The sequence below is a fragment of the Ruegeria alba genome, from assembly GCF_022321465.1.
Classification (GTDB): Bacteria; Pseudomonadota; Alphaproteobacteria; order Rhodobacterales; family Rhodobacteraceae; genus Ruegeria_B; species Ruegeria_B alba.
On the sequence record NZ_JAKOEM010000020.1, the window covers coordinates 43,865 to 68,710 of the forward strand.

Genomic DNA, 24,846 nt, shown 5'->3' on the forward strand with positions numbered 1-24,846 from the left:
AGGGGCCGGGCTGTTGTCTGACAGGAAGGTTAGAAACCGGAACCGTTGTCTGGCAAGAAAAACTCAATCTGCAATGCAGCAATTTTCGACAACTTGTCGCAAGAGGGGGCCTCGGCGCTAAAATTTACTCATTTGAATCATCTATTTGCCAAGGTGGCTGGAAAATGACTTTGAAAGACCTTCAGGTTTTGACGAATAATCATCTCTGGCTGTTTGGGAGATTGACGGTAGTTTCCGACCTTGCCGCCGTGTCAGAGCAACGTGGCGCGTCGATGCAGGCCGATGAAAATGGCCAATATCCCGAGCGCCATCGTCAGGGGATGCCCCGGCGTTTCAACGCGCCCAGGATCGGTGCGCGAACGACCCCGCGGCCCCCTCGCCAGCGCAAGACGGGGGAACACAGCCAGGGTGACAAGGGTGACAAAGACAACCCAGTCATCGAGCCAAGTCATTCGTTTATCCACTGCAATCGGGCTTTTTGCCAGTTGCAGAGCATCCGCCGTGGCGCCCCTGAACCGGATCGCCTATCGTCGCGCCCATGAGCAGTGATCTCCGATTCATCCATCTTCGTCTTCACACCGAATACTCGCTCCTCGAAGGCGCGGTTCGGCTCAAGAAATTGCCTGCGCTCTGCGAGAAAATGGGCATGCCGGCAGTGGCGGTGACCGATACCAACAACCTGTTTGCGGCGCTGGAGTTTTCGGTCGCAGCCAGCGGGGCGGGTATTCAGCCGATCATCGGATGCCAGATGGATCTGGCCTATGTCGAAACGATGCCCGGCGAAAAGCCGAAGCCACCGGCGCCGCTGGTCCTGCTGGCACAGACCGAGGCCGGGTATGAGAACCTGATGAAGCTGAACAGCTGCCTCTACGTGGACAAGGGCGGGCAACTGCCGCAGGTCACGCTGGAGGAACTGGAGGCGCTGGGCGCCGGGCTCATCTGTCTCAGCGGCGGGCCGGACGGTCCGGTCGGGCGCCTGTTGCAACAGGGCCAGCGCCCGGCGGCCGAGGCGCTGGTGGATCGGCTGGCGGCGATCTTTCCGGACCGGCTTTATATCGAGTTGCAGCGCCATCCGGGAGAGGATGGCGCTCCGCAAGCCGAACGGTTGACGGAACGCGGCCATGTGGAAATGGCCTATGCCAAGGGCCTGCCGCTGGTAGCCACAAATGACGTCTACTTCCCCGAGGCCGGTATGTACGAGGCGCATGATGCGCTGATCTGCATCGCCGACGGCGCCTATGTGGACCAGGCCGAGGGCCGCCGCCGCCTGACCGCGCAGCATTATCTGAAATCGCCGCAAGAGATGGCGACGCTTTTTGCCGACCTGCCCGAGGCGATCGAGAACACCGTCGAGATCGCGCGGCGTTGTGCCTTCATGGCCTATCGGCGCGACCCGATCCTGCCGAAATTCGCCGATGACGAGGTTGTGGAACTGCGGCGCCAGGCCAATGAGGGTCTACAGGCGCGACTGGCCGTGATCCCGCATGCGGTCAGCCCCGAGGAATATCAGAAACGGCTTGATTTCGAGTTGGATATCATCGAGGGGATGGGGTTCCCCGGCTACTTCCTGATCGTTGCCGACTTCATCAAATGGGCCAAGGATCATGACATTCCGGTGGGGCCGGGACGGGGTTCGGGCGCGGGCTCGCTGGTGGCCTATGCGCTGACCATCACCGACCTTGATCCGCTGCGCTATTCGCTGCTGTTTGAACGCTTTCTCAACCCTGAACGGGTGTCGATGCCCGACTTCGATATCGACTTCTGCATGGACCGGCGCGAAGAGGTGATCCGCTACGTGCAGGAGAAATACGGCCGCGACAAGGTGGGGCAGATCATCACCTTTGGTGCGCTGCTGTCCAAGGCTGCGGTGCGCGACATCGGGCGGGTGTTGCAGATGCCTTATGGCCAGGTGGACCGCCTGTCCAAGATGATCCCGGTCGAAGGTGTGAAACCCGTCAGTATCGAAAAGGCGCTGAAAGACGAGCCGCGCTTGCGTGAAGAGGCCCGCAACGAAGAGGTCGTCGACCGGCTGCTGACCTATGGCCAGCAGGTCGAGGGGCTGCTCAGGAACGCCTCGACCCATGCCGCCGGCGTGGTGATCGGCGACCGGCCGCTGGACGCGCTGGTGCCGCTCTATCAGGACCCGCGTTCCGACATGCCGGCGACCCAGTTCAACATGAAATGGGTGGAACAGGCCGGGCTGGTCAAGTTCGACTTTCTCGGCCTGAAAACCCTGACCGTGATCCAGAATGCGATGGATCTGATCTTCAAGTCGGGGCGCCCGCTGCATGTGGCCGCCGACGGGCGGCAGCTTTACGAGCCCGCCGAGGGGGCCGAAAACCAGATCAACGCCATCCCGCTGGAGGATGAACCGACATACAAGCTCTATTCCGCGGCCAAGACGGTGGCGGTGTTCCAGGTGGAAAGCTCGGGCATGATGGATGCGCTCAAGCGCATGAAGCCCACCTGTATCGAGGATATCGTGGCACTCGTGGCGCTTTATCGTCCGGGTCCGATGGAGAATATCCCGGTCTATTGCGAGGTGAAGAACGGGCTGCGCGAGATCACTTCGGTGCATCCGCTGATCGATCACATCCTTGAGGAAACGCAGGGTATCATCGTCTATCAGGAACAGGTGATGCAGATCGCGCAGGTCATGGCGGGCTACAGCCTGGGCGGCGCCGACCTGCTGCGCCGGGCCATGGGCAAGAAGATCAAGGAGGCGATGGACGCCGAGCGGCCCAAGTTCGAAAAGGGCGCGGCAGAGAACGGCGTCGATGCCAAGAAGGCCTCCGAGGTGTTCGACCTCCTGGAAAAATTCGCCAACTACGGTTTCAACAAGTCGCACGCGGCGGCCTATGCGGTGGTCAGCTATCAGACAGCCTGGCTCAAGGCCAACCACCCGGTGGAGTTCATGGCGGGTGTCATGAACTGCGATATCCACCTGACCGACAAGCTGGCGGTCTATTTCGAAGAGGTCCGCAAGGGGCTGGGCCTGCCCTATGTGCCGCCCTGCGTGAACCGGTCTCAGGCCACGTTCGACGTGGTGAACGGAGAGTTGGTCTATGCGCTGGGCGCGCTCAAGAACGTGGGCGTCGAGGCGATGCGCCTGGTGGTCGAGGGGCGCGGCAGCAAACCCTTCGTCAATCTCTTCGACGTGGCCCGTCGGGTCGACCTGAAGAAGGTCGGCAAGCGCCCGCTCGAGATGATGGCGCGCGCCGGGGCCTTTGACCAGCTCGATCCCAACCGCCGCCGCGTCTTTGACAGTATCGAGTCGCTGATGGCCTATTCCGGCGCGATCTTCGAACAGAAAAGCTCCAACCAGGTCTCGCTCTTTGGCGAGGCAGGTGACGACCTGCCCGAACCGCGTCTGGCGCAGGCCCCCGACTGGCTGCCCGCCGAGCGCCTTTCCGAAGAGTTCAAGGCCATCGGCTTCTACCTCTCGGGCCACCCGCTCGACGACTACATGCTCTCGCTGAAACGCAAGGGCGTGCTGACGCTGGACGAGGTCACCGAACAGGCGCGCTCGGGCCCGGTGCTGGCCAAGATGGCCGGCGTCGTCGCCGGGCGGCAGGAGCGCAAATCCGCCCGTGGCAACCGCTTTGCCTTTGCCCAGATGTCCGACCCGACCGGCGCCTTCGAGGTGACGCTGTTCTCGGACGTGCTGGAGAAAAGCCGCGAGTTTCTCGAAACCGGGTTCCATGTGGTGCTGACCGCCGAAGCGACGATGGAGGCCGACCAGCTCAAGCTGTTGGCGCGCTCGGTCGGCCCCGCCGATGCGGTGGTGGCCGAGGCCGGGGCCACCGGCCTGCGGGTGTTCATGGACAGCGCCGGCGCGGTCGAGACGGTGGCCCATATCCTGGCCGAGGCGGCGCAGGCCGCCCGCAATGCAGCGCGCGGACCGGTGCAACTCTGCCTGATGGATCCGGGCCTGCCCGGCGAGGTCGAAATGGATTTGGGACAGGAGTTTCCCCTGAACCCTCAGATCAAGGGCGCGCTGAAATCGCTCGACGGGGTGGTGGACGTCGAAGAGATGTGAGCACTCTCAGGCCGTGGCCCCGACCAGCGCGGTCAGGCCGTCACGGTCCAGCCGATCGCGAAAACCGATGCAGACAAGGCCGGTTTCGTGCGGGCCTTGGGCGGCGGTAACCTCCCAGCGGCGGCCCACGGTCTGGATCAGCCACAACGCCCCGTCGATATCGCGCAGATACCCTTTGGCGCGGATCACCCCATGGGGTCCGGTGGCCAGGTTGCGGGCCAGCTCCTTGACTGGCTGGCCACTTTCCGGGGTCAAGACCACACTGTCGAACAGGCGGTCGGAATGGTCAGCGGGCTGGCCCGCGCCGGGGGCGGGCAGCACGCCCAGCAGCGCGCCGGGGGCCACCCGGCCGCGTTCGGCCGGGATGGCGATGGCGCCCGGGGCGGCCTCGGCCAGCCAGGCCATCAACTCGGTTTGAGCCGCAGGCGCCAGCAGGTCTGTCTTGTTCACCACCACGATCTCGGCATCCGAAAGCTGCCGGGTGATGGTGTCGCCGACATAATCGTCCTGTGCGCGCTGGCGCACGGTCTCGCCGTCCACCACCACCACGATCCCGTCGGATCGGATACCTTCGGCCAGCAGCATGGTCGACACGATGGCACCGGGGATCGCCACGCCCGAGCTCTCTACCAGGATATGGTCGGGACGCGGTTCCATCGCGGCCAGATCGCCAAGTGCACCGATCAGGTCACTGCCGAAGGAACAGCAGATGCAGCCCCCCGCGATCGAGATCATGCCGTCCTCTTCGGCCTCGATCAGGTCGGCGTCGATGGGCAGGTCGCCGAATTCGTTGACCAGCACTGCCAGTCGCCGCCCAGCCGCATGGCGCAACAGGTGATTGACCAGCGTCGTCTTGCCTGCGCCCAGATAGCCGCCGATGACGGTGACCGGAAGCGGCGCCATCAGAGCGCCGATGCCGGAAAGACGCGCCCGCCCTGCACCGTGCCCCAGACCCCGATATCCTTGAGCGCCATCGGATCGGTCTGGGTCGGGTCGCTGTCGAGCACCGCGAAATCGGCCCGCTTGCCCACCTCGATCGAGCCGACCTCGCCATCCATATGCAGGGTATAGGCCGCGCCCAGGGTGATCGCATAAAGCGCCTCGGAAACGCTGATCCGCTCCGCTTCGCCCTGCACCCGGCCCGAGGCGGTGATCCGGTTGACCGCCGCCCAGGCGGTAAAGAGCGGCCCCAGCGGGGTGACCGGCGCGTCCGAGTGGATGGCCATGGGCACGCCGGTGTCCAGCGCGGTGCGGCAGGCATTCATCCGGCAGGCGCGTTCCGGTCCCACCGTCAGCCGGTAATGCTCGTCCCCCCAATAGAAATGGTGGTTGGCAAACAGGTTCACATTCATGCCCAGGCTGCGCATCTTGCGGAACTGCGCCGCGTCGGCCATCTGGCAATGTTGCAGGGTAAAGCGGTGGTCGGGGCTGGGATGTGCCTTGAGCGCGGGTTCCAGCATGTCCAGCGCCATCTGGGTGGCCTGATCGCCATTGGTATGGGTATGCACCTGCACCCCGGCGGCCAGCGCCCTGTGATAGAGGTCGGACATCTGCTCGGGCGCGGTGTACCACAGGCCGTTGGGCGCGCCGTTGTAATAGCCGGGCCAGCGCAGCCGGGCGGAAAACCCCTGGATCGAGCCATCGGCCACGGCCTTGATCCGCCCCAGCCGCAACCGCTCGGTCGAGCGCGGCTTGAGCGAAACGCAATAGTCCACGATTTCCTCGGCGCTCATGCCAAAGAACACGCGCAGCGGCACGATACAGGCGGGATAGTCGTCCTCGGCGGTGACCCTGAGCATCATGTCGACGCTGTCATCGGTCAGGCGGGCGGCCAGGTCGGTGCAGGTGGTCACCCCCGCCCGCACGCAAAGCTTGCCATAGTCGCGCAGGCCCCGTTCGTCACAATCGGTAAGCGCCCGGTCGAACCCCACATGCGGCCCCACCGGTGTCATCGCGTCGGGGCCGTAGAGCGGGCCAAGGGGCAGCCCGTCCTCGCCCAGCGGGATGCCGGGATGGTTCACGCCGGGTTTCATCAGCCCTGCCAGTTCCAGCGCGCGGGTGTTGACGTTCATGATATGGCCCGAGGCATGCAGGATGCCGATTGGCCGGGTGGTCGAAACCTGGTCGAGCTCCTGCCGGGTGACCCGGCGGTTCTCCATATAGATCGGGTCCAGCGCCCAGGCCGCCAGAGGCGCTTCGGGGTCGGTCATCTGGGCCTCTGCCTCGCGCAGCCGGTCCACCACCGCGTCGATGGATTTCAATCCGGACCAGACCCGGCCATCAGGGTCCATGCGGTCGAACCAGCCGACATAGACATTGCGCCAGAGTGTGCCCTCCATCGTGTGGGCGTGCCCCTCGACAAAGCCGGGCATCAGCACCTTGCCGGCAAAACGGTCGTCCAGACGATAGTCGCCCCAACTGGCCAGCTCCTCGAGCGTGCCGATGCCCAGGATACGTCCGTCGCGCACTGCCACATGGCTCACCTCGGGGCGAGAGGGGGCCATGGTGATGATTTTGCGGGCGGCATAGATGATCGTCTCGGCCATGGGGCCCTCCCTGTCTGACGCTCTGAGCTTAGGGTGCTTTCTTTCGTTGAAAAAATGGAATTAACTGGGGGCTAAGATCGGATTTTTAGGGGAAGCCTATGTTGAACTTTACCCTGAAACAGTTGCGCTATGTCGAGGCGGCGGACCGGTCCGGCTCTATCGCCAAGGCGGCTGAAGAGCTGAACATCTCGCAAAGTTCGATCACCGCGGCCATCGACGCGCTGGAAAGTGGGCTGGGCTTCGACCTGTTCGTGCGCACCCCGGCGCGCGGCATCCGCGCCACCGCGTCGGGGCGCGACGCGCTGGGCCTGATCCGCCGGTTTATCCACCAGTCGCACCAGTTCGAAGAGGAACTGAGCTCGCTGGGCGGGCTCACGCGCGGAACTGTCCGCATCGCCTGTTATGCCACCGCCGCCCCCTCGTTCCTGCCGCCTGTCCTGCGCGCGATCACCGAGGGGTTTCCCGATCTATCGATCCAGCTGCTCGAAGGGAACATGGCCCGGATCATGGAATTCCTGGACGAGGGCGAGGCCGATGTCGCCTTTACCTATTCCCAGGTGCTGAGCGACCGCTGCCATTTCGAGCCGCTGTTCGAGGCGCCGCCCTATGCGATGGTTTCGGTCGATGATCCGCTGGCGGGTCAGCCCAGCACGACCTTTGCCGAATTGGCGACCCGGCCGATGGTGATGCTCGACCTGCCGCATACGCGCGATTATTTCGTCGGCATGTTCGAGGCGCTGGGCCTGTCGCCCAACATCGCCCATTCCACCCGTTCGTCCGAGATTGTGCGCGCGCTGGTGGCGGGAGGCTTCGGGTTCTCGCTGCTCAACATCCGGCCGGTCGACTATCGCGAAAGCGAGTCGCGCTATCGCATCGTGCCGATCAGCGATGCACCGCTCAGTCCGATTTTTGGCATCGCGACCATGGACGGCGCACAACAAACCCGGATGGTGCGCGCCTTCGTGCAGAGCTGTACCGAGTTGAGGGATCGCGGAGTGTTCGAGGATCTCGTGGTGCGCTGCCCAGGCCAGCCAACCCCGCCATTCCCCAGAAAAATGTGAGAATGAGGCATAATTAATCCTGTTTTTTGGTCCGAATGGGTCGGCTACGGTCGATTCCATAACAAAAGACCCAACCAGGAGGACTACCCCGTGAAGCATCTGTTCAAGGGCCTGATTGCCGCGACTGCCGTCGCGTCTGTTCTGGTCGGAACCACCGCATCCGCCGAGGAGCCACGTCAGGGCGGCACGCTCAAGACCCAGCTTGGCAGCAATCTGCGCACCCTCAATTCGGCGGTGCAATCGGGGATTGTCACCGGTTTCCCCGGCGCCCAGCTCTTTGCCTCGCCGCTGCGCTATGACGACAGCTGGACGCCGCAGCCCTATCTGGCCGAAAGCTGGGAGGTTTCGGCCGACGGTCTCAAGGTCACGCTCAATCTGGTCAAGAACGCGGTGTTTCACGACGGCCATCCGATCACCTCGTCCGATATCGCCTTTTCGGTCAAGGTGATCCAGGAGGCGCATCCGTTCAAATCCATGTTCGCACCGGTCACCTCGGTCGACACGCCGGACGACCATACGGCGGTGCTGAACCTGTCCCATCCGCATCCGGGCCTGATGCTGGCCATGTCGGGTCAGCTGATGTCGATCATCCCCGAGCACATCTATGGCGATGGGCAGGACTTCAAGACCCATCCCCGCAATATCGAGGACGTGGTGGGATCGGGTCCCTTCAAGTTGGCCGAATACAAGAACGGCGAGTATGTCATCCTTGAGCGGTTCGACGACTTCTTCATCGAGGGGCGCCCGTATCTGGACAAGATCGTGATGCGGATCATCACCGACAGTTCAGCCCGCGCCATCGCCTATGAAAATGGCGAGCTGGATTTCGGTGCCTTTGAAAGCGAGCCACTGATCATCAACCGGCTGAAGAAGGTCGATCACCTGACCGTCACGCCCACCGGTTACGGCGCCATCGGCGCGCTGGACTGGCTGGCGATCAACACGACCAAGGGTCCGCTGGCCGACAAGCGGGTGCGCCAGGCCATCGCCTATGCGATCGACAAGAACTTCATCCAGAACGCGCTGATGCAGGGCACGGTGCAGGATTCCAATACCGGTATCCACCCCGACAGCCCGTTCTACAACGCCGACGTTAACACCTATGCGCTGGATCTGGACAAGGCCAACGCCCTGCTGGACGAGGCGGGCTTCCCGATGAAGGGGGACGAGCGGTTCGCGGTCACCATCGACTATGGCTGGCCCTCGGCCAAGCCGCATGTGGAATATGTGCGCGCCGCATTGAAAAAGGTGGGCATCAATGTCGAGGTCCGCGCCAGCGCCGATTTCCCGACCTGGGCCAAGCGCATGGGCACGATGGATTTCGATCTCAGCTGGGACGCCGTGTTCAACTGGGGTGACCCGTCGATCGGGGTGCACCGCACCTATCTCAGCTCGAACATCGCCAAGGGCGTCTGGTCGAACACCCAGGGTTATTCCAACGCCCGGGTGGACGAGCTGCTGGACATGGCCGGCAAGGAGAACGACCCCGAGAAGCGCAAGGCGCTTTATGCCGAGTTCCAGAGCATCGTGAATGACGAAGTGCCGATCTACTTCATCCAGACGCTGCCTTATCACACGGTCTATTCCAACAAGGTGATGAACGCGCCGGTGAACGGCATCTGGTCCACCTCGTCGCCGCTCGATCAGGTCTGGCTGAAAGAGTAACGCGACCGCGACACCGACCCCGGCGGCACTGGTCCGCCGGGGCAATTCCGAACGGCGGGGTCCTCTGGTGAACTTTCTGCGCGTCACCCTGATACGTATCCTCTACGCGGCGATCCTGCTGATCGCGGTTCTGGTGCTGAACTTTTCGCTGATGCACGCGGCGCCGGGAGATGTGGCCGATACCATCGCCCAGGCGGCAGGCGGCATCGACGCCGAGGCGCTGGAGCAGATCCGGCGCGAATACGGGCTGGATCAGCCGTTCCTGGTGCAGCTTGGCCGCTATATCGGCAATGTGCTGCAATTCGATCTGGGTTATTCTTATTTCTACAGCGACAAGGTCACCAACCTGATCCTCAGCCGCCTGCCGGCGACACTGCTTCTGGTGATCTCGGCACAGCTGCTGGCGCTGGTGGTGGGGGTGGTGCTGGGCGTGTTCTCGGCCCGCAAACCCAATGGCATCCTCAGCCATTTCGTGACCTTCTTGGCGCTGTTCGGCTATTCGGCGCCGGTGTTCTGGACCGGGTTGCTAATGCTGGTGGTGTTCTCGCTGATGGTGCCGCTGTTCCCGGTGGCCGGTATGCGCGATGTCACCATCGAAGGCGGCTTTTTCGTACAGGCGCTGGATATCGCCCATCATCTGGTCTTGCCGATGCTGACATTGGCCTCGATCTTTCTGGCGCTCTATTCGCGCCTGTCACGTGCCGCGATGATGGAGGTGCTGGGCTCGGACTATGTGCGCACCGCCAAGGCCAAGGGGCTGAGCCCGCGTCAGGTGGTCTATAAACACGCGTTGAAAAACGCGCTGTCGCCGGTGATCACGCTGGCGGGGCTGCAACTTTCGGCCGTCGTGTCGGGTGCCGTTCTGGTGGAAACCGTGTTTTCCTGGCCGGGTTTGGGCACGCTGGCCTTTCAGTCGATCCTGGCCCGCGACACGCCGCTGATCCTGGGCATCCTGTTCTTTTCGGCACTGGTGGTGATCGTGGGCAACCTGCTGACCGATCTGGCCCTGCGCCTGGTCGATCCGCGCGTGGGGGGCAAGAGATGAGCGAACCCGTGACCCTTCCCGAAGAGGCCCCGGAACAGGCCCGCCATCCCTTTACCGAGGCCTGGGAGATGTTCCGCCGCAACCACGCCGCGCTTGTGGCGCTGGTGCTGCTGGTGCTGATCTGCGTGCTGGCGGTGATCGGTCCGGCGCTGTATGGCCGCGATCCCTATGACATGGTCTGGGCCCCCTTCACCCAGCCCGGCGAGAACTGGGATTTCATCCTGGGCACCGATTACCTGGGCCGGGACCTGCTGGCGATGATCATCAGCGGCGCGCGGGTGTCGATCATCATCGGCCTGTCCGCCGCCTTTGTCTCGATCTTCATCGGCGTCACGGTGGGGGCGCTGGCCGGGTTCTATCGCGGCTGGGTCGAAGAGGCGCTGATGCGCTTTACCGAGTTCTTTCAGGTGCTGCCGACGCTGCTGTTCTCGATGGTGATCGTGGCCCTGTTCGGGGCCTCGCTGCCGATGATCACCGTTGCCATCGGCGTGGTCAGCTGGACCGCCGTGGCGCGCATCACCCGGGCCGAGTTCCTGCGCATCCGCGAGCTGGAATATGTCACCGCCAGCCGCGCCTCGGGTGCAAAAAACGCCAAGCTGATGTTCCGGGTGATCCTGCCCAACGCGCTGCCGCCGATCATCGTGCAATCGGCGCTGATGGTGGGATCTGCCATCCTGTTCGAGGCGGGGCTGTCATTCCTTGGCCTCACCGATCCCAACGTGGTCAGCTGGGGTCAGATCATCGGTTCGAACCGGACCTATTTCCTGGATGCCAGTTTTACCGTGACCATTCCGGGCGTGGCGATCTTTGTCACCGTTCTGTGCATCTCGCTGGTGGGCGATGGGCTCAACGATGCGCTCAACCCGAAACTGAGGGCGCGCTGATGACCGAAGCACTGCTCAAGGTCGAAAACCTGCGGATCGAGCTGACCACCCGCGCGGGCGTGGCGCCGGTGATCGACAACCTGTCCTTTGAGCTGGGGCATGGCGAGAATATCAGCTTTGTCGGCGAAAGCGGCTGCGGCAAGTCGATGACCGCGCTGGCGATCATGGGGCTCTTGCCCGAGGGGGTGGGCCGCGTCGCCTCGGGCCGCATCCTGTTCGAGGGCGAGGACCTGACCGCGGCCAGCGACAGCCGTTTGCGCGACATTCGCGGCAACGAGATCTCGATGATCTTTCAAGAGCCGATGACCTCACTCAACCCGGTCTATACGGTGGGCGAGCAGATCGCCGAGGTGCTGCGCGCCCATCAGGGCCTGTCGGCCCGCGCTGCCCGTGACCTGGCAGCCGACCTGCTGGACGCGGTGCGCATCCCCAACGCGCGGGCGCGGGCGGGCGATTACCCGTTCCAGATGTCGGGCGGACAGCGCCAGCGGGTGATGATCGCCATGGCGCTGGCCTGCCGTCCCAAGATCCTGATCGCGGACGAGCCGACCACCGCGCTGGACGTGACGGTGCAGGCGCAGATCTTTGACCTGCTGCGCGATCTGCGGCGCGACACCGGCACCTCGATCATCCTGATCACCCATGACATGGGGGCGGTGGCGGAAATGGCCGAACGGATGATCGTCATGTATGCCGGGCGAAATGCCGAGATCGGGCCGGTGGACCAGATCATCGAGCATCCGCGCCACCCCTATACCAAGGGGCTGATCTCGTGTGTGCCCCATATCATGGCAACCCTGACCGAGGACCGCCCCGACCTGACCGAGGTGCCCGGCATCGTGCCTGGCTTGCGCGAATTCGGGCAGGATCGTTGCCTCTTTGCCTCGCGCTGCGCCTATCGGACCGAGCAATGCCTGCGCCAGCGCCCCCCGGCAATGGCGTTTGACAACGGACAGCTGGCCGATTGCTGGCATGCGGAGACGCTGTAAATGACCGACCGGCCCCTTCTCGACGTCGAAAACCTGACCGTTCGTTTCGCGGTGCGCCGTGGCGGCGTCTTTGGCCGCAAACAGTTCCTGGACGCGGTCGACGGCGTCAGCTTTGCGCTGGCGCGGGGCGAGACGCTGGCCATCGTGGGCGAGAGCGGCTCGGGCAAGACCACCACTGCGCTGGCGGTGGCGCGGCTGGTGGCGGCGCATTCGGGCCGGGTCGAGCTGGACGGGGCCGATATCCTGGGGCTTGAGGGCGAGGCCCTGCGCCAGGTCCGCCGCAAGGTGCAGTTCATCTTTCAGGACCCTTACTCCAGCCTCAACCCGCGCCAGCGGGCCGAGGACGTGGTGCGCGAACCACTGCTAAGCCTCACCGACATGCCGCGCGATGAACAGCAAAAGGTGATAGACGAGCTGTTCGTTCAGGTCGGTTTGCGGCCCGAGCAGAAACGGCTGTTCCCGCATCAGTTTTCGGGTGGACAGCGGCAACGCATCGGCATCGCCCGGGCGCTGGCGACCCGGCCCGAGCTGATCATCTGCGACGAGCCGGTTTCGGCGCTGGACGTGGCGGTTCAGGCGCAGATTCTCAATCTGCTCAGGCGGTTGCAAAAGGAATTCGGGCTGACCTATCTCTTCATCAGCCACGATCTGGGCGTGGTCCAGCACATGTGCGATTCCATCGCGGTGATGTATATGGGCCGGATCGTCGAACATGGCCCCCGGCTGAGCCTGTTCAACAACCCGCTGCATCCCTATACGGCGGCGCTGCTCTCTGCGGTGCCCTCGGTCGACAAGGCGCGGCGGGCGGCGACGCGGCGCATCCTGATCCCGGGCGACCCGCCCGATCCGGTGAACCTGCCGCCCGGGTGCCGGTTCGCCAATCGCTGCCCGGTGGCGCAACCGCAATGTCGCGAGGCCGAGCCAGAGTTGCGCACGGTTGCCGGCGGTCAGCGCGTTGCCTGCCATCTGGTGAAAGAGGACGGAACCGCCCCGCTGTGACCCGACGCGAGGCTCAGTAATGCGGCGGGCGCTCGTCGCCCAGGATCACGCCGCCACTGCCCTCTTGCGCGCGGTCGGCCTCGCGCTGCCATAGCATCGCGACCCGCCGGGTCAGCCGGTCGATCTCGTCCTGCTGGCGCGCGACCACGTCGCTCAATTCATCCACGGTGCGGGTCAGATGCGCGATCCGTTCTTCGAGATGCGTCATGTCACGGTCCTTTCACAGTGGTGTGCCCCCTCCCATACAGGCGCAACGTCACGCTTGCCAGCCCCGCCATGACAGCCCGACAGTTGCGGCAGGGAGAACAGACATGAGCGTGATCATCGACAACGCCCCGGGCGTCACCACCATCACCATCAACCGGCCAGAGGCGCGCAACGCGGTCGATCCCGACACGGCACGCGCGCTGTATCAGGCGTTTCTGGATTTCGAGGGTGATCCCGACCAGCGCGTCGCCATCCTGACCGGGGCGGGCGGCGCCTTTTGCGCAGGCTTCGACCTGAAAACGGCCGGTTCCGGCGCGGCGGATGCCTGGATTGGCGCGCTCGACCTGCCCCCGGGTTGGAACGACCCCATGGGCGATCCGCGCCCCGGCCCGATGGGCCCCTCACGCCTGATGCTGTCGAAACCGGTGATTGCCGCGATCGAGGGACCGGCGGTGGCGGGCGGCATGGAACTGGCCGCCTGGTGCGATCTGCGGGTCATGGCCCAGGGCGCGGTGACGGGCGTGTTCTGCCGCCGCTGGGGCGTGCCGCTGATCGACGGCGGCACCGTGCGCCTGCCGCGCCTGCTGGGCCAGGGGCGGGCAAGCGACCTGATCCTGACCGGGCGCGCGGTCGAGGCCGACGAGGCGCTGGCCATGGGCTTTGCCAACCGCGTCTGCCTCGAGGGGGAGGCGCTGGCCATGGCGCAGGAACTGGCCCACGCACTGACCCGGTTTCCGCAGGCCTGCATGCTGGCCGATCACCTGTCCGCGCGGATGGAACCCGCGGAGCTGGCCGCAGCGCTGCGCCGCGAATGGCGCTCGACCGCCACCTTTGCCGCCGAAGGCCGCGCCGGGGCCGCCCGCTTTGCCGCGGGCAAGGGGCGCGGTGGCGATTTCGCCGATATCTGAACCCGCTCTGCGGCGGTGCTGCGCCTTGCCCCGGGGCGGGCCATGGGCTAGACCGCGCGCGGAACAACGACCGCCCGAGGACGCCCGTCATGGCCAAGCCCAAGAAAACGCCCCGCCCCAAGGCCGAGACGCCCAAGGGCTTTCGCGACTATTTCGGCGCCGAGGTGACCCAGCGCACCGAAATGCTGCGCACCATCGCGGGGGTCTATCATCGCTACGGCTTCGAGGCGCTGGAATCGAGCGCGGTCGAGACGGTCGAGGCGCTGGGCAAGTTCCTGCCCGATGTCGACCGCCCCAACGAGGGCGTCTTTGCCTGGCAGGAATCCGAGGATGACGGCGCGGGCGACTGGATGGCGCTGCGCTATGACCTGACCGCACCGCTGGCGCGCGTCTATGCCCAGCACCGCAACGACCTGCCGACGCCTTACCGCCGCTATGCGATGGGGCCGGTCTGGCGCAACGAGAAGCCCGGCCCGGGCCGATATCGTCAGTTTTATCAATGCGATGCGGATACGGTGGGCAGCGCCTCCATGGCCGCCGATGCGGAAATCTGCGCCATGCTCAGCGACACGCTGGAAACCGTCGGTATCCCGCGCGGCGACTATGTGGTGCGGGTGAACAACCGCAAGGTTCTGAACGGGGTGCTCGAAACCATGGGCCTGGCCGACGAGGGTCAGCGCGACGCGGTGCTGCGCACCATCGACAAGTTCGACAAGGTCGGCGCCGACGGCGTGCGCGAGTTGTTGGGCAAAGGACGGCTCGACGCCTCGGGCGCGTTCATCGACGGTGTCGGTCTGAGCGACGATCAGGCCGGGCCGGTTCTGGCTTTCCTGACCTCCAAGGGTGCGGATGCGGCCGCCACAGTGGCCAACCTGCGCGCGGCGGTGGGCGCCTCCCAGATCGGGGTACAGGGCATCGACGAACTGGAACAGATCGGCGAATTGCTGGCCGCAGGTGGCTACGGCTCTGACCGTATCGTCATCGACCCTTCGGTCGTGCGCGGCCTTGGGTATTATACCGGACCGGTCTACGAGGCCGAGCTGACCTTTGAAATCTTTGACGAAAAGGGCCGCAAGCGGCAGTTCGGCTCGGTGTCGGGCGGTGGTCGCTATGACGATCTGGTCAAGCGGTTCACCGGTCAGGAAGTCCCGGCAACGGGTGTTTCCATCGGCGTTGACCGCCTGCTGGCGGCCTTGCGTGAGAAGGGCCGCATTCAGGCGGTGGAGCATGGCCCCGTCGTGGTGACGGTGATGGATCGCGACCGCATGGCGGATTACCAGGCGATGGTGGCCGAGCTGCGCAACGCCGGTATCCGGGCCGAGGTCTACCTCGGCAACCCCAAGAACTTCGGCAACCAGCTCAAATATGCCGACAAGCGCAACTCGCCCATTGCGGTGATCGAAGGCGGCGATGAAAAGGCCAATGGCGTGGTGCAGATCAAGGACCTGATCCTGGGCGCGCAGATCGCTGCCAATGCCACGCTGGAAGAATGGAAGGAGCGCCCCAGCCAATACGAGGTCGCCCGTTCCGATCTGGTGGCCAAGGTGCGCGAGATTCTGGCGGAGCAGGCGGGATGATCACCCGCGCTCGTATTCTGGAGCAGGCCGCGCAGCTGCGCGCGCGGTTCGAGGCGGCAGGCGCGCAGGCGGTGGAAACGCCGATCCTGCAACCGGCCGAAACCCTGCTCGACCTTTATGGCGAGGATATCCGTGCCCGCGCCTATATCACCTCGGACGCGCTGCGGGGCGAGCAGATGCTGCGCCCGGATTTCACCGTGCCGGTGGTGCAGAAGCACATGGAACACGGCGCCGAACCGGCCCGTTACACCTATGCGGGCGAGGTGTTCCGGCGGCAAGAGCATGACCCCGACCGCGCCAATGAATATATCCAGGTGGGGTATGAGGTATTCGACCGCACCAACCCCGCCGCCGCCGATGCCGAGGTGTTCGCCCTGATCTCCCAGGCGCTCGACGGTCTGGCATTGCGCGCGGCCACCGGCGATATCGGCATCCTGATGGCCGCCGTGGCCGGGCTGAGAACCACTGAACCGCGCAAGGCGGCGCTGATGCGCCATATCTGGCGCCCGCGCCGGTTTCGAGCGCTGCTCGACCGCTATGCAGGCCGGACACCGGTGCCACCCGCGCGCGCGGCACTGCTGGCCGCCGCTGACCCGCTGGCCGGGGGCGCGCCAGAGATCGGCAAGCGTGACCGCGCCGATGTCGAGGCGCGGATCGCGGTCCTGCGCGCAGATGCCGCCGCCGCACCCATTTCGGACAATGAAATGGCCGGGCTCGATGCGCTGTTGTCGGTGCGCGAGACCATGCCCTTTGCGCTGGAACACCTGCGCGATATCGCGGTGGACCTGCCGCAGATCAATCCGGCGCTCGACCGGCTGGAGGCACGCATCGTCGCCCTGCGGGCGCGCGGGGTCGATGTGGACCGGCTCGACTTCGAGGCCTCCTATGGGCGCACTTCGATGGAATACTATGACGGTTTCGTCTTTGGTTTCTATGCCGAGCGGCGGCCCGACCTGCCGCCTATCGCCACCGGCGGGCGCTATGACGCGCTGACCCGGCGGCTGGGCAACGGGGCCGAAATTCCGGCCGTGGGCGGGGTGCTGCGCCCGGGCCTGATGCTGTTGCTGACGGAGACCGAGACATGAGCCTGAAGCTTGGGGTGCCGTCCAAGGGGCGCCTGATGGAAAAGACCTTTGCCTGGTTCGACAAGCGCGGCATCACGCTCAGCCGGACCGGGTCAGACCGCGAATATGCGGGCCGCGTCGATGGCATCGAAGGCGTGTCGCTGGTGCTGCTCTCGGCGGGGGAAATCCCGCGCGAACTGGCGGCGGGGCGTATTCATCTGGGCGTTACCGGCACCGATCTGGTGCATGAGAAACTGCCGCTCTGGGATCAGCAACTGCAAGAAGTGGCCCAGCTTGGCTTTGGCCAGGCCGACCTGATCATCGCTGTACCCGCCTGCTGGGCGGATGTGGATACGCTGGACGATCTGGATGCGGCGGCGGCAGGGTTTCGGGCCCGGCACGGTCACCGCCTGCGCATCGCCACCAAGTATCATCGGCTGGTACGCGAATTCCTGACCGCTGCGGGCGTGGCCGATTATACTTTGGTCGACAGCCAAGGCGCGACCGAGGGCACCGTCAAGAACGAGACCGCCGAGGCGATTGCCGACATCACCTCGACCGGCGAGACCCTGCGCGCCAACCACCTGAAGATCCTGAGCGACGGGTTGATCCTGCGCAGCCAGGCAACGCTCTGGCGCAGCCGCACCGCGCCTCTGGAGGCCGCGGACAAGCAGGTGCTTGAGCTGTTGCTGGACCGTTTGGCGAAATAGGGGAAGGGGGCGCTGCCCCCGCCTACAAAATTCGTCGAATTTTGTAGGCGCCCCCGGAGTATTTCGGGCGAAATGAAGGGGCGGGATCTCAGTGAAAATCGCGGCTGGGAAACAGGCGTTTGGCCTGCTCCCTGGGGTGCATGGCCCGGGGTTGCGGGCGCGGGCGGGGGGCGCTGTCGGTCTGCGGTGTGGTCTGGCCAACTGCACTGTCCAGAGGATGGCCCAGATCGGCGAGTCGGGGAGAGAGATCCTCGATCCGCTGGGCGATCAGGTGCACCACGATCCCCTCGCGTTGCAGGTACCCCGTCACGCGCAACAGCCGCCCGCCCATCACGATGCGGCGGAACTGTTCATAGATCTTGGGCCAGACCACCACGTTGCTGACCCCGGTTTCATCCTCGAGTGTCAGAAAGATCACCCCCGAGGCGGTGCCCGGGCGCTGGCGGGTGATGACAAGGCCGCAGACGCTGACCCGGTGGGCGGTCACGGTGGCCAGCTTGTCATGGGGGGTCAGGCCGGGGATCGCGGGGCGCAGCAGCTCCATCGGGTGGGCGCGCAGGGTCAGGCGCATCGACACGTAATCCTCGACCACCTCCTCGCCCAGATGCATGGCGGGCAGGGCCACCTGCGGCTCGTGGATGATCTCGCCGTCGAGCGGATCGTTGAACAGGGGCAGCGGCGCCTGCCCCCGGATCGCCCGCACCTGCCAGAGCGCGTCGCGCCGCCCGATCCCCATATCGGCAAAGGCATCCGCCTCGGCCAGCCGTTCCAGCACCGCCGGTGTCACACCGGCGCGCAGCCACAGCGCCTGGGGATCGGGATAGCCATTGCCACGGGCCGCCACGATCCAGCCGGCATCCTCTTCGCGGAACCCCTTGATCTGGCGAAAGCCCAGCCGCAGGGCCAGCGCCCCGTCGGCGCGGCGTTCCAGCCGGTTGTCCCAGTCGCTGGCATTGACGCAGATCGGGCGCACTTCGACCTGATGGTCGCGGGCATCGCGCACGATCTGGGCCGGGGCATAAAACCCCATCGGCTGCGCGTTCAGCAGCGCGCAGGCAAAGACCGCCGGGTGGTGGCATTTCAGCCAGGCCGAGACATAGGCCAGCATGGCAAAGGCCGCCGCGTGGCTTTCGGGAAAGCCGTAATCGGCAAAACCCTCGATCTGGCCGAAACAGCGTTCGGCTACCTCCTGGCTATAACCCTTGCGCCGCATACCGGCGATGAACTTGTCCCGATGCGCGCCGATCGTGCCCATGCGGCGGAACGAGGCAAGCGAGCGGCGCAGATGGTCGGCCTCTTCCGCCGTATAGCCCGCGCCCACCACGGCGATTTGCAGCGCCTGTTCCTGAAACAGCGGCACGCCAAGGGTGCGCGCGGTGACCGCCGCCAGTTCCGGGCCAAAGGGGTCGGCCTTTTCCAGCCCCTGGCGGCGCCGGATATAGGGTTGCACCATGCCGCCCTGGATCGGGCCGGGACGGACGATGGCGACCTCGATCACCAGGTCGTAAAAGGTGCGCGGCCGCATCCGGGGCAGGAAATTCATCTGCGCCCGGCTTTCCACCTGAAACACGCCCACCGCATCGGCGGCGCAGAGCATGTCATAGGTGGTCGCGTCCTCTTGCGGCACGGTGTCGATGGTCAGGTGCCGCTGCTCGTGCTGGCGCATCAGGTCAAAGGCCTTGCGGATACAGGTCAGCATGCCCAGGCCCAGCACATCGACCTTGAGGATGCCCAGCGTGTCGATATCGTCCTTGTCCCATTCGATGAGGGTTCGGTCCTCCATCGCGGCATTCTCGATCGGGGCGAGTTCGTCCAGCCGCCCGCGGGTGATGACAAAGCCGCCCACATGCTGTGACAGGTGGCGGGGAAAGCCGATGATCTCGCCGATCAGGCGGATGGTCAGCGCCAGCCGCCGGTCCTCGGGGTCAAGGCCCAGTTCGCGTATCCGCGCAGGATCGGCGCCGCCATTGGACTGGCCCCAGATCTGGCCCGAGAGGCTGGCGGTCACGTCCTGGCTGAGCCCCATGACCTTGCCCACCTCGCGAATGGCCGCGCGCGAGCGGAAATGGATCACCGTGGCGCACAGGCCGGCGCGATGCCGGCCGTATCGCCGGTAAATCCACTGGATCACCTCTTCGCGCCGTTCATGTTCGAAATCGACGTCGATATCCGGCGGCTCGCCCCGGTATTTCGAGATGAAGCGCTCGAACACCATGGCGATCTGGTCGGGCGAGACATCGGTGATGCCCAGCAAATAGCACAGGATCGAGTTGGCCGCCGAGCCGCGCCCCTGGCACAGGATGCCCTGCGAGCGGGCGAATTGCACAATGTCGTGCACCGTCAGGAAATAGGCGGGAAAGCCCAGTTCGGCGACCAGCTTGAGCTCCTTGGCCACCAGTTCATGCACGCGCTGCGGCGCGCCGCCGGGATAGCGGCGCACGATCCCCTCGGCGGTCAGCCGCTCCAGCCGGGCCTGCGGGGTTTCGCCCTCGGCGACCTCGTCGGGATATTCATAGCTCAGCTCGCTCAGGCAGAAACTGCACCGGGCGGCGATGTCCAGCGTGCGGCGCAGGGCGGCGGGGTGGTCGCGGAACAGCCGGGCCATGTCGGCATGGCCCTTGAGGCGGCGTTCGGCATTGGGCAGGGCGCGGGTGCCGATCTGGTCGATGGTGATATGCTCGCGCATGCAGGTCAGCACATCGGCCAGCTGGCGGCGACTGGCGCGATGCATCAGCACATCGCCCACCGCCACCATCGGGGCCGAACTGCGCAGGGCCAGCCGGGCGCAGGCGGCCAGCCAGGCCTGATCGGACCCGTCATAGCGCGGTGCCGCGCCCAGAAACACATGACCGGGAAAGCGGCGCTGTACCTGCTGAAGATGGGGCAGGGCGCCGTCGAGCCGCCCCTGCGGCAGTGCGATCAGGATCATGCCGGTGCAGCCCGCCAGCAGGTCGGCCAGATCGAGGTGACATTCGCCCTTTTCCGCCCGCCGCTTGCCCAGGGTCAGCAGCCGGGTCAGCCGCTGATAGGCGGCGCGGTCGCGGGGCAGGGCGATCCAGTGCAGCGGGCTGTCGCGCAGCACCAGGCGGCAGCCGGTGATCAGCCGGGGCAGGCGCGGCACCTCGGGCCGGGCGATCGGCTGCGGATGCCCGACCTCCTGACGCGAGCAGGAATCGATCCGGTGCTGCGAGCGGATGCGGATGGCTTCGTCCGCCTCGCGCCGCAACTCCCTTAGCGCGGCATAGGCCCGCACCACCCCGGCCAGAGAGTTGCGGTCGGTGATGGCGATGGCATGCAGGCCCAGCTCGGCGGCGCGGGTCACCATCTCCTCGGGATGCGAGGCGCCGGTGAGAAAGGTGAAATTGGTGGTGACGCAAAGCTCGGCATAGGTCATGCGAATTCCCCCTGTACGAACCAGCCCGGGTTCTGCGGTGTATGGAACAGCCACAGCCGCCGCCCCTGCCGGGTCTCGACATGCCAGTAATCGCGGACCCCGCTGCGCCAGTTCTCGTCGGGTAGCCACCATTCGGGGGCGATCCGTTCCGGTCCGGTGACGCGCGCCGTGCTCAGCGACATGCGCCGCCAGCGGAACCGCTCGGGCGGGCGCGGGCCGGTGGCGGCGAGGGGTTCGGGCGGGAACAGCAGGATCGGGCGCGGGCGGGGCGATGCCCAGCTCCCCTCTGGTTCCGACCAGGCCGCGGCGGCGATGGTAAAGCCGCGTTCGGGGATATGGCTGTCGACGGGCAGAAACCGCTGGATGTTCTCCAGCCCGATCCGGGTGCCGATCCGGCTGATCAGGTCGTCCAGCCGGTCGGCCCGGCCCGAGGAGACATGGCTGAGCTGGCGCACCGGCAGCGGCTCGACCCGGGTCGCCTCCAGCCGCATCTGGTCGATGCCATAGCCCGCGTCGACCTCGCGCACGCCACGTTCGAACAGCGGCAGGATACGGGCGGCATCGCGCAGCGGGCGGGCCAGGCGCAGTTCGACCGTCTGCGCCTCCTGATCGACCCGGCGCAGGGTCAGGCACAGGCTGCGCGCGCCCGCCTCCTGCGTCTTGAGCCGGGCGCAGAGCTGGTCGAGCAGGCGCCCGGTGCCCGCCATCACGTCATCGAACAGGCCGATCGGGTCGGGCAGGGTCAGGCGAACCCCGTAATGGGGCGGTTCGGCCAGGGGCGAGATCTGTTCGGGTTGGCGCCCCATCGCCTGATCCAGCCGCAGCAGCGGTTCGGGACCGAAACGGCGGGTCAGCGGCGCGCGGGCGGTGCGCTCGAGCTCGCCGATCTTGCGCAGGCCCAGGCGGGTCAGGCCGGTGACGGTGTCCTCGCCCAGGCGCAGGGCGGCGACGGGCAGATGGTCCAGCGCCGCCAGCGGCTGGCCGGGGTCGGCGCAGCCCTCGCCGTGATGGGCCAGCGCCCAGGCCGCGCCACGCGTGTCGGCCAGCCCGATTCGGGCGGCCAGCCCCGCGCGCGCAAGGCGCTGGCGCATGTCGGAGAGCAGCATCGCCTCGCCGCCGAACAGATGCGCCGCCCCGGTGATGTCCAGCACCAGCCCGTCGCGCCCCTCAAGCCCGACCCAGGGGCAATAGCGCGTGGCCCAGCGGCGCAGCATCCGCAGGAAGCGCGCATCGCCCGCCGGATCCGCAGGCCGGGTTTGCAGATCGGGGCAAAAGGCGCGGGCATCCGCATAGGCCATGCCGCGATGCAGCCCGGCCCGCTCCGCCCCGGTATCGAGGCAATAGAGCCGGTCCGCATTGGCCTGTTTCAATGTCAGGGCAAAGGGGCCGTCAACCGGACGCGCCCGCAGGGCCCGGTCGCTGGCCAACCGGGGAAACCAGATCGAGACGACGCGACGCCCTATTCCATCGAACATGCCAGGCCCCCAATGTTCCTGATTTGTTCTTAATAATTTCCCACCGCATCAGAGTCGAGTCCGATGGGTCGAAAACCGGGGCGCAATGCCAGCGGGTTTCGGCCGCGTTGCTGCCCATGCCCTCGGGGATCAGGCACAATCCGGTCGTCTTGCCATCCTTGGCCGCCAGTTGCAGGCGCCGCCCGGCGGTCAGGCTCAGCGGCGCCGTCAGCTCGATCACCACAAGGGGCAGGGCGCCGTCGCGCAGGCTTTCCTCGGCCACGGCCAGGGTATCGGTCTGGTCCCTGGTCTGGGCCAGCAGCAGCCGCGCGGGGTCGAAATAATCGGCCAGCCCCAGCGGGTTGATCAGCTCGGGCCGCCAGCTCTCGCGCAGCCACAGAAGGCCGCTCACCTGGACGGCGGTGACGGCGGCCATGGCCACGGCCAGGGGGCCGCAGGCTTCGTGCACCCGACCGGGGCGCAGGGGAAAGGAGGCGTTCAGGGACGGCATGGATCAAAAATAACCACAGGCGGTGCCGGGTTCAAATAGTCTCGGTCCGGCGCCGGGGCCGAAAATGGCAAAACCGGCGCGCGGAACGCGCCGGTTTCACGGGCAGACGACCCAATCGGAGAGGTGCCGGTCGCGGCCCCCGGTCCTAGCCGAAGACGCGGGTCAGCGCCTGATCGACCGCATCGGTGATGGCGTCGATATCCTCGGCGGTGGCGATCAGCGCCGGCGAGAAGCACAGCGTGTTGTTGCGACCCGGGATCGAACGGTTGGTCACCCCGATGATCACGCCCTGCGCCATGCAGTCGGCAACCACGGCCTGTGCCTGTTTCTCGGTCACCGGTTCCTTGGTCTCGCGATTGGCCACCAGCTCGGCGCCCAGGAACAGGCCCTTGCCGCGCACATCGCCGATCACGGCGTGCTTTTCCATCAGCGCGTGCAGGTTGCCCAGCATCCGCTCGCCCATGGCGGTGCAATTGCCCAGCAGGTCCTCATCCTCGATGATGCGCATGTTTTCCAGCGCTGCGGCGGGGCCGGCGGTGCAGCCGCCAAAGGTCGAAATATCGCGGAAATAGTTCAGCGGATCGTCGCTGTTATCCTTGAACATCTCGAACACTTCTTCGGTGGTCACCATGCAGGCGATGGCCGCATAGCCCGAGGCGACGCCCTTGGCCATGGTCACGAAGTCGGGCTTGATGCCGTATTGCTGATAGCCGAACCAGGTGCCGGTGCGGCCGATGCCACAGACGACCTCGTCGATATGCAAGAGCACGTCGTATTGCTTGCAGATCTCCTGCACCCGCTCCCAATAGCCTTCGGGCGGGGTGATGACGCCGCCACCGGCGGTCACCGGCTCAAGGCACAGCGCGCCGACGGTCTCGGGGCCCTCGCGCAGGATCACCTCTTCGATCAGGTCGGCAGCGGCGCGACCGAACTCGGCGCCCGACAGATGACCCAGCCCCAGCTCTTCCTTGCGGTATTCCATGCAATGGGGAACCTTGACGAAATCCGGTGCGAAGGGACCGTATTGCGCGTTGCGCTCGTCCTGGCCACCCGCCGACATCGCTGCCAGCGTCGAGCCGTGATAGTCGCGGTCACGATAGAGGATCTTGGTCTTCTTGCCGCCGTATTTCTTGTGCGCGATCTGGCGCACCATCTTGAACGCCTTCTCGTTCGCCTCGGAGCCCGAGTTGGTGTAATAGACCCGGCTCATCCCCGGCATCTTGGAAATCAGCTTCTCCGCATACAGCGCGCCGGGAATCGAGCCCGCCGAGTTCGCAAAGTAGCAAAGTTTCATCAACTGGTCATAAACCGCCTTGCAGATGGACTCACGTCCATAGCCCACGTTGACGGTCCAGACGCCGCCCGAGACGGCGTCGAGATGCTCTTTGCCCTTCTGATCCCAGACCCGCATGCCCTTGCCTTCGACGATGATGCGGGGGTCGTTGGTCTCAAAGGGTTTGTGCTGGATCAGATGGTGCCAGATATGGGCGCGGTCGGCTTCGACCACCCGACTCAGATCGTTTTCGTTGAACGTGCCGTCCATGAGGGGCCCTCTCCTGATGACTGTTTGATCGACTCCGATGTCCCAGAAAAACCGAGACGCGTGATAGAGTCCAGAGACGTCAAATCCTGGGCATCCGATAGGGCCAGAAATATACCTCACATATATCCAATATGGCTGCCCTTACGGCAGCTTGCTGCGCTGCTTCCCCGGATAGCGGGCTGAAAAATATAGGTATTTCCAGATTTGAGGTTTTGAAATCCGCACGTTGGTCTGTCCAAGACTTGACCCA

The 24,846-nt window shown here is 65.4% G+C and carries 19 protein-coding genes; 12 read left to right on the forward strand and 7 right to left on the reverse strand.

Features of this window, described 5'->3' with window-relative positions:
• Positions 1 to 164 precede the first annotated feature (164 nt).
• Positions 165 to 542 carry a hypothetical protein gene (locus MB818_RS17765; RefSeq protein ID WP_234137503.1) on the forward strand — a complete coding sequence of 126 codons (378 nt, stop codon included), beginning with the start codon at positions 165 to 167 and terminating at the stop codon, positions 540 to 542.
• Positions 539 to 4,039, forward strand: a complete 3,501-nt coding sequence (dnaE, locus tag MB818_RS17770) for a DNA polymerase III subunit alpha (protein ID WP_238905906.1) — start codon at positions 539 to 541, stop codon at positions 4,037 to 4,039. Before MB818_RS17765 ends, dnaE begins: the two co-directional genes overlap by 4 nt.
• 6 nt (positions 4,040 to 4,045) lie before the next feature.
• On the opposite strand, the gene MB818_RS17775 is transcribed toward dnaE, so the two are convergent.
• Both MB818_RS17775 and MB818_RS17780 read right to left on the reverse strand, forming a co-directional pair.
• Positions 4,046 to 4,942, reverse strand: coding sequence for a CobW family GTP-binding protein (locus tag MB818_RS17775; RefSeq protein WP_238905912.1), 897 nt, complete (start codon positions 4,940 to 4,942; stop codon positions 4,046 to 4,048).
• Positions 4,942 to 6,585, reverse strand: a complete 1,644-nt coding sequence (locus MB818_RS17780) for an amidohydrolase (RefSeq protein ID WP_238905914.1) — start codon at positions 6,583 to 6,585, stop codon at positions 4,942 to 4,944. Before MB818_RS17780 ends, MB818_RS17775 begins: the two co-directional genes overlap by 1 nt.
• Positions 6,586 to 6,683: 98 nt before the next feature.
• On the opposite strand from MB818_RS17780, the gene MB818_RS17785 reads away from it, so the two are divergent.
• The 6 genes from MB818_RS17785 (at position 6,684) to MB818_RS17810 (ending at position 13,228) form a co-directional block, all read left to right on the forward strand.
• Positions 6,684 to 7,646, forward strand: coding sequence for a LysR family transcriptional regulator (locus MB818_RS17785; RefSeq protein ID WP_234142886.1), 963 nt, complete (start codon positions 6,684 to 6,686; stop codon positions 7,644 to 7,646).
• Positions 7,647 to 7,736: 90 nt separating this feature from the next.
• A complete protein-coding gene (locus MB818_RS17790) occupies positions 7,737 to 9,311 on the forward strand; it encodes an ABC transporter substrate-binding protein (RefSeq protein WP_238905915.1) in 1,575 nt (524 codons plus the stop codon).
• A 67-nt stretch (positions 9,312 to 9,378) separates the two neighbouring features.
• A complete protein-coding gene (locus tag MB818_RS17795) occupies positions 9,379 to 10,356 on the forward strand; it encodes an ABC transporter permease (protein ID WP_234142888.1) in 978 nt (325 codons plus the stop codon).
• A complete protein-coding gene (locus MB818_RS17800) occupies positions 10,353 to 11,240 on the forward strand; it encodes an ABC transporter permease (protein WP_238905916.1) in 888 nt (295 codons plus the stop codon). Before MB818_RS17795 ends, MB818_RS17800 begins: the two co-directional genes overlap by 4 nt.
• Positions 11,240 to 12,229 (forward strand): ABC transporter ATP-binding protein, encoded by a 990-nt coding sequence (locus MB818_RS17805; protein WP_238905917.1) that lies wholly within the window; start codon positions 11,240 to 11,242, stop codon positions 12,227 to 12,229. Before MB818_RS17800 ends, MB818_RS17805 begins: the two co-directional genes overlap by 1 nt.
• Entirely contained in the window at positions 12,230 to 13,228 is a 999-nt protein-coding gene (locus tag MB818_RS17810; RefSeq protein ID WP_234137512.1) for an ABC transporter ATP-binding protein, read from the forward strand.
• Between the two features lie 13 nt (positions 13,229 to 13,241).
• Here MB818_RS17810 and MB818_RS17815 read toward each other — a convergent pair whose 3' ends face one another.
• Positions 13,242 to 13,436, reverse strand: a complete 195-nt coding sequence (locus MB818_RS17815) for a SlyX family protein (RefSeq protein WP_234137513.1) — start codon at positions 13,434 to 13,436, stop codon at positions 13,242 to 13,244.
• A 103-nt stretch (positions 13,437 to 13,539) separates the two neighbouring features.
• Between MB818_RS17815 and MB818_RS17820 the strand changes: the two genes are divergently transcribed.
• From MB818_RS17820 to hisG, 4 genes are all read left to right on the forward strand, one after another.
• Positions 13,540 to 14,343: a crotonase/enoyl-CoA hydratase family protein gene (locus tag MB818_RS17820; RefSeq protein ID WP_234215994.1), complete on the forward strand. Its 804-nt coding sequence runs from the start codon at positions 13,540 to 13,542 to the stop codon at positions 14,341 to 14,343.
• 89 nt (positions 14,344 to 14,432) lie between these two features.
• Complete coding sequence (gene hisS / locus MB818_RS17825) at positions 14,433 to 15,920, forward strand: histidine--tRNA ligase (RefSeq protein WP_234162715.1); 1,488 nt, start codon at positions 14,433 to 14,435, stop codon at positions 15,918 to 15,920.
• Positions 15,917 to 17,005 carry an ATP phosphoribosyltransferase regulatory subunit gene (locus MB818_RS17830; protein WP_238905918.1) on the forward strand — a complete coding sequence of 363 codons (1,089 nt, stop codon included), beginning with the start codon at positions 15,917 to 15,919 and terminating at the stop codon, positions 17,003 to 17,005. The genes hisS and MB818_RS17830 overlap by 4 nt, the downstream gene beginning before the upstream one ends.
• Positions 17,002 to 17,694: an ATP phosphoribosyltransferase gene (hisG, locus tag MB818_RS17835; protein ID WP_234176527.1), complete on the forward strand. Its 693-nt coding sequence runs from the start codon at positions 17,002 to 17,004 to the stop codon at positions 17,692 to 17,694. Before MB818_RS17830 ends, hisG begins: the two co-directional genes overlap by 4 nt.
• An 88-nt stretch (positions 17,695 to 17,782) precedes the next feature.
• Here hisG and MB818_RS17840 read toward each other — a convergent pair whose 3' ends face one another.
• The 4 genes from MB818_RS17840 to MB818_RS17855 form a co-directional block, all read right to left on the reverse strand.
• Positions 17,783 to 21,088, reverse strand: coding sequence for an error-prone DNA polymerase (locus MB818_RS17840; protein WP_238905919.1), 3,306 nt, complete (start codon positions 21,086 to 21,088; stop codon positions 17,783 to 17,785).
• Positions 21,085 to 22,563, reverse strand: a complete 1,479-nt coding sequence (locus MB818_RS17845; RefSeq protein WP_234137519.1) for a Y-family DNA polymerase — start codon at positions 22,561 to 22,563, stop codon at positions 21,085 to 21,087. Before MB818_RS17845 ends, MB818_RS17840 begins: the two co-directional genes overlap by 4 nt.
• The gene (locus MB818_RS17850) at positions 22,478 to 23,053 is read right to left on the reverse strand and encodes an ImuA family protein (RefSeq protein WP_238905921.1); all 576 of its coding nucleotides are present in this window, start codon (positions 23,051 to 23,053) and stop codon (positions 22,478 to 22,480) included. Before MB818_RS17850 ends, MB818_RS17845 begins: the two co-directional genes overlap by 86 nt.
• Positions 23,054 to 23,198: 145 nt before the next feature.
• The gene (locus MB818_RS17855) at positions 23,199 to 24,596 is read right to left on the reverse strand and encodes an aminotransferase family protein (RefSeq protein ID WP_234137521.1); all 1,398 of its coding nucleotides are present in this window, start codon (positions 24,594 to 24,596) and stop codon (positions 23,199 to 23,201) included.
• Between the last annotated feature and the right edge of the window lie 250 nt (positions 24,597 to 24,846).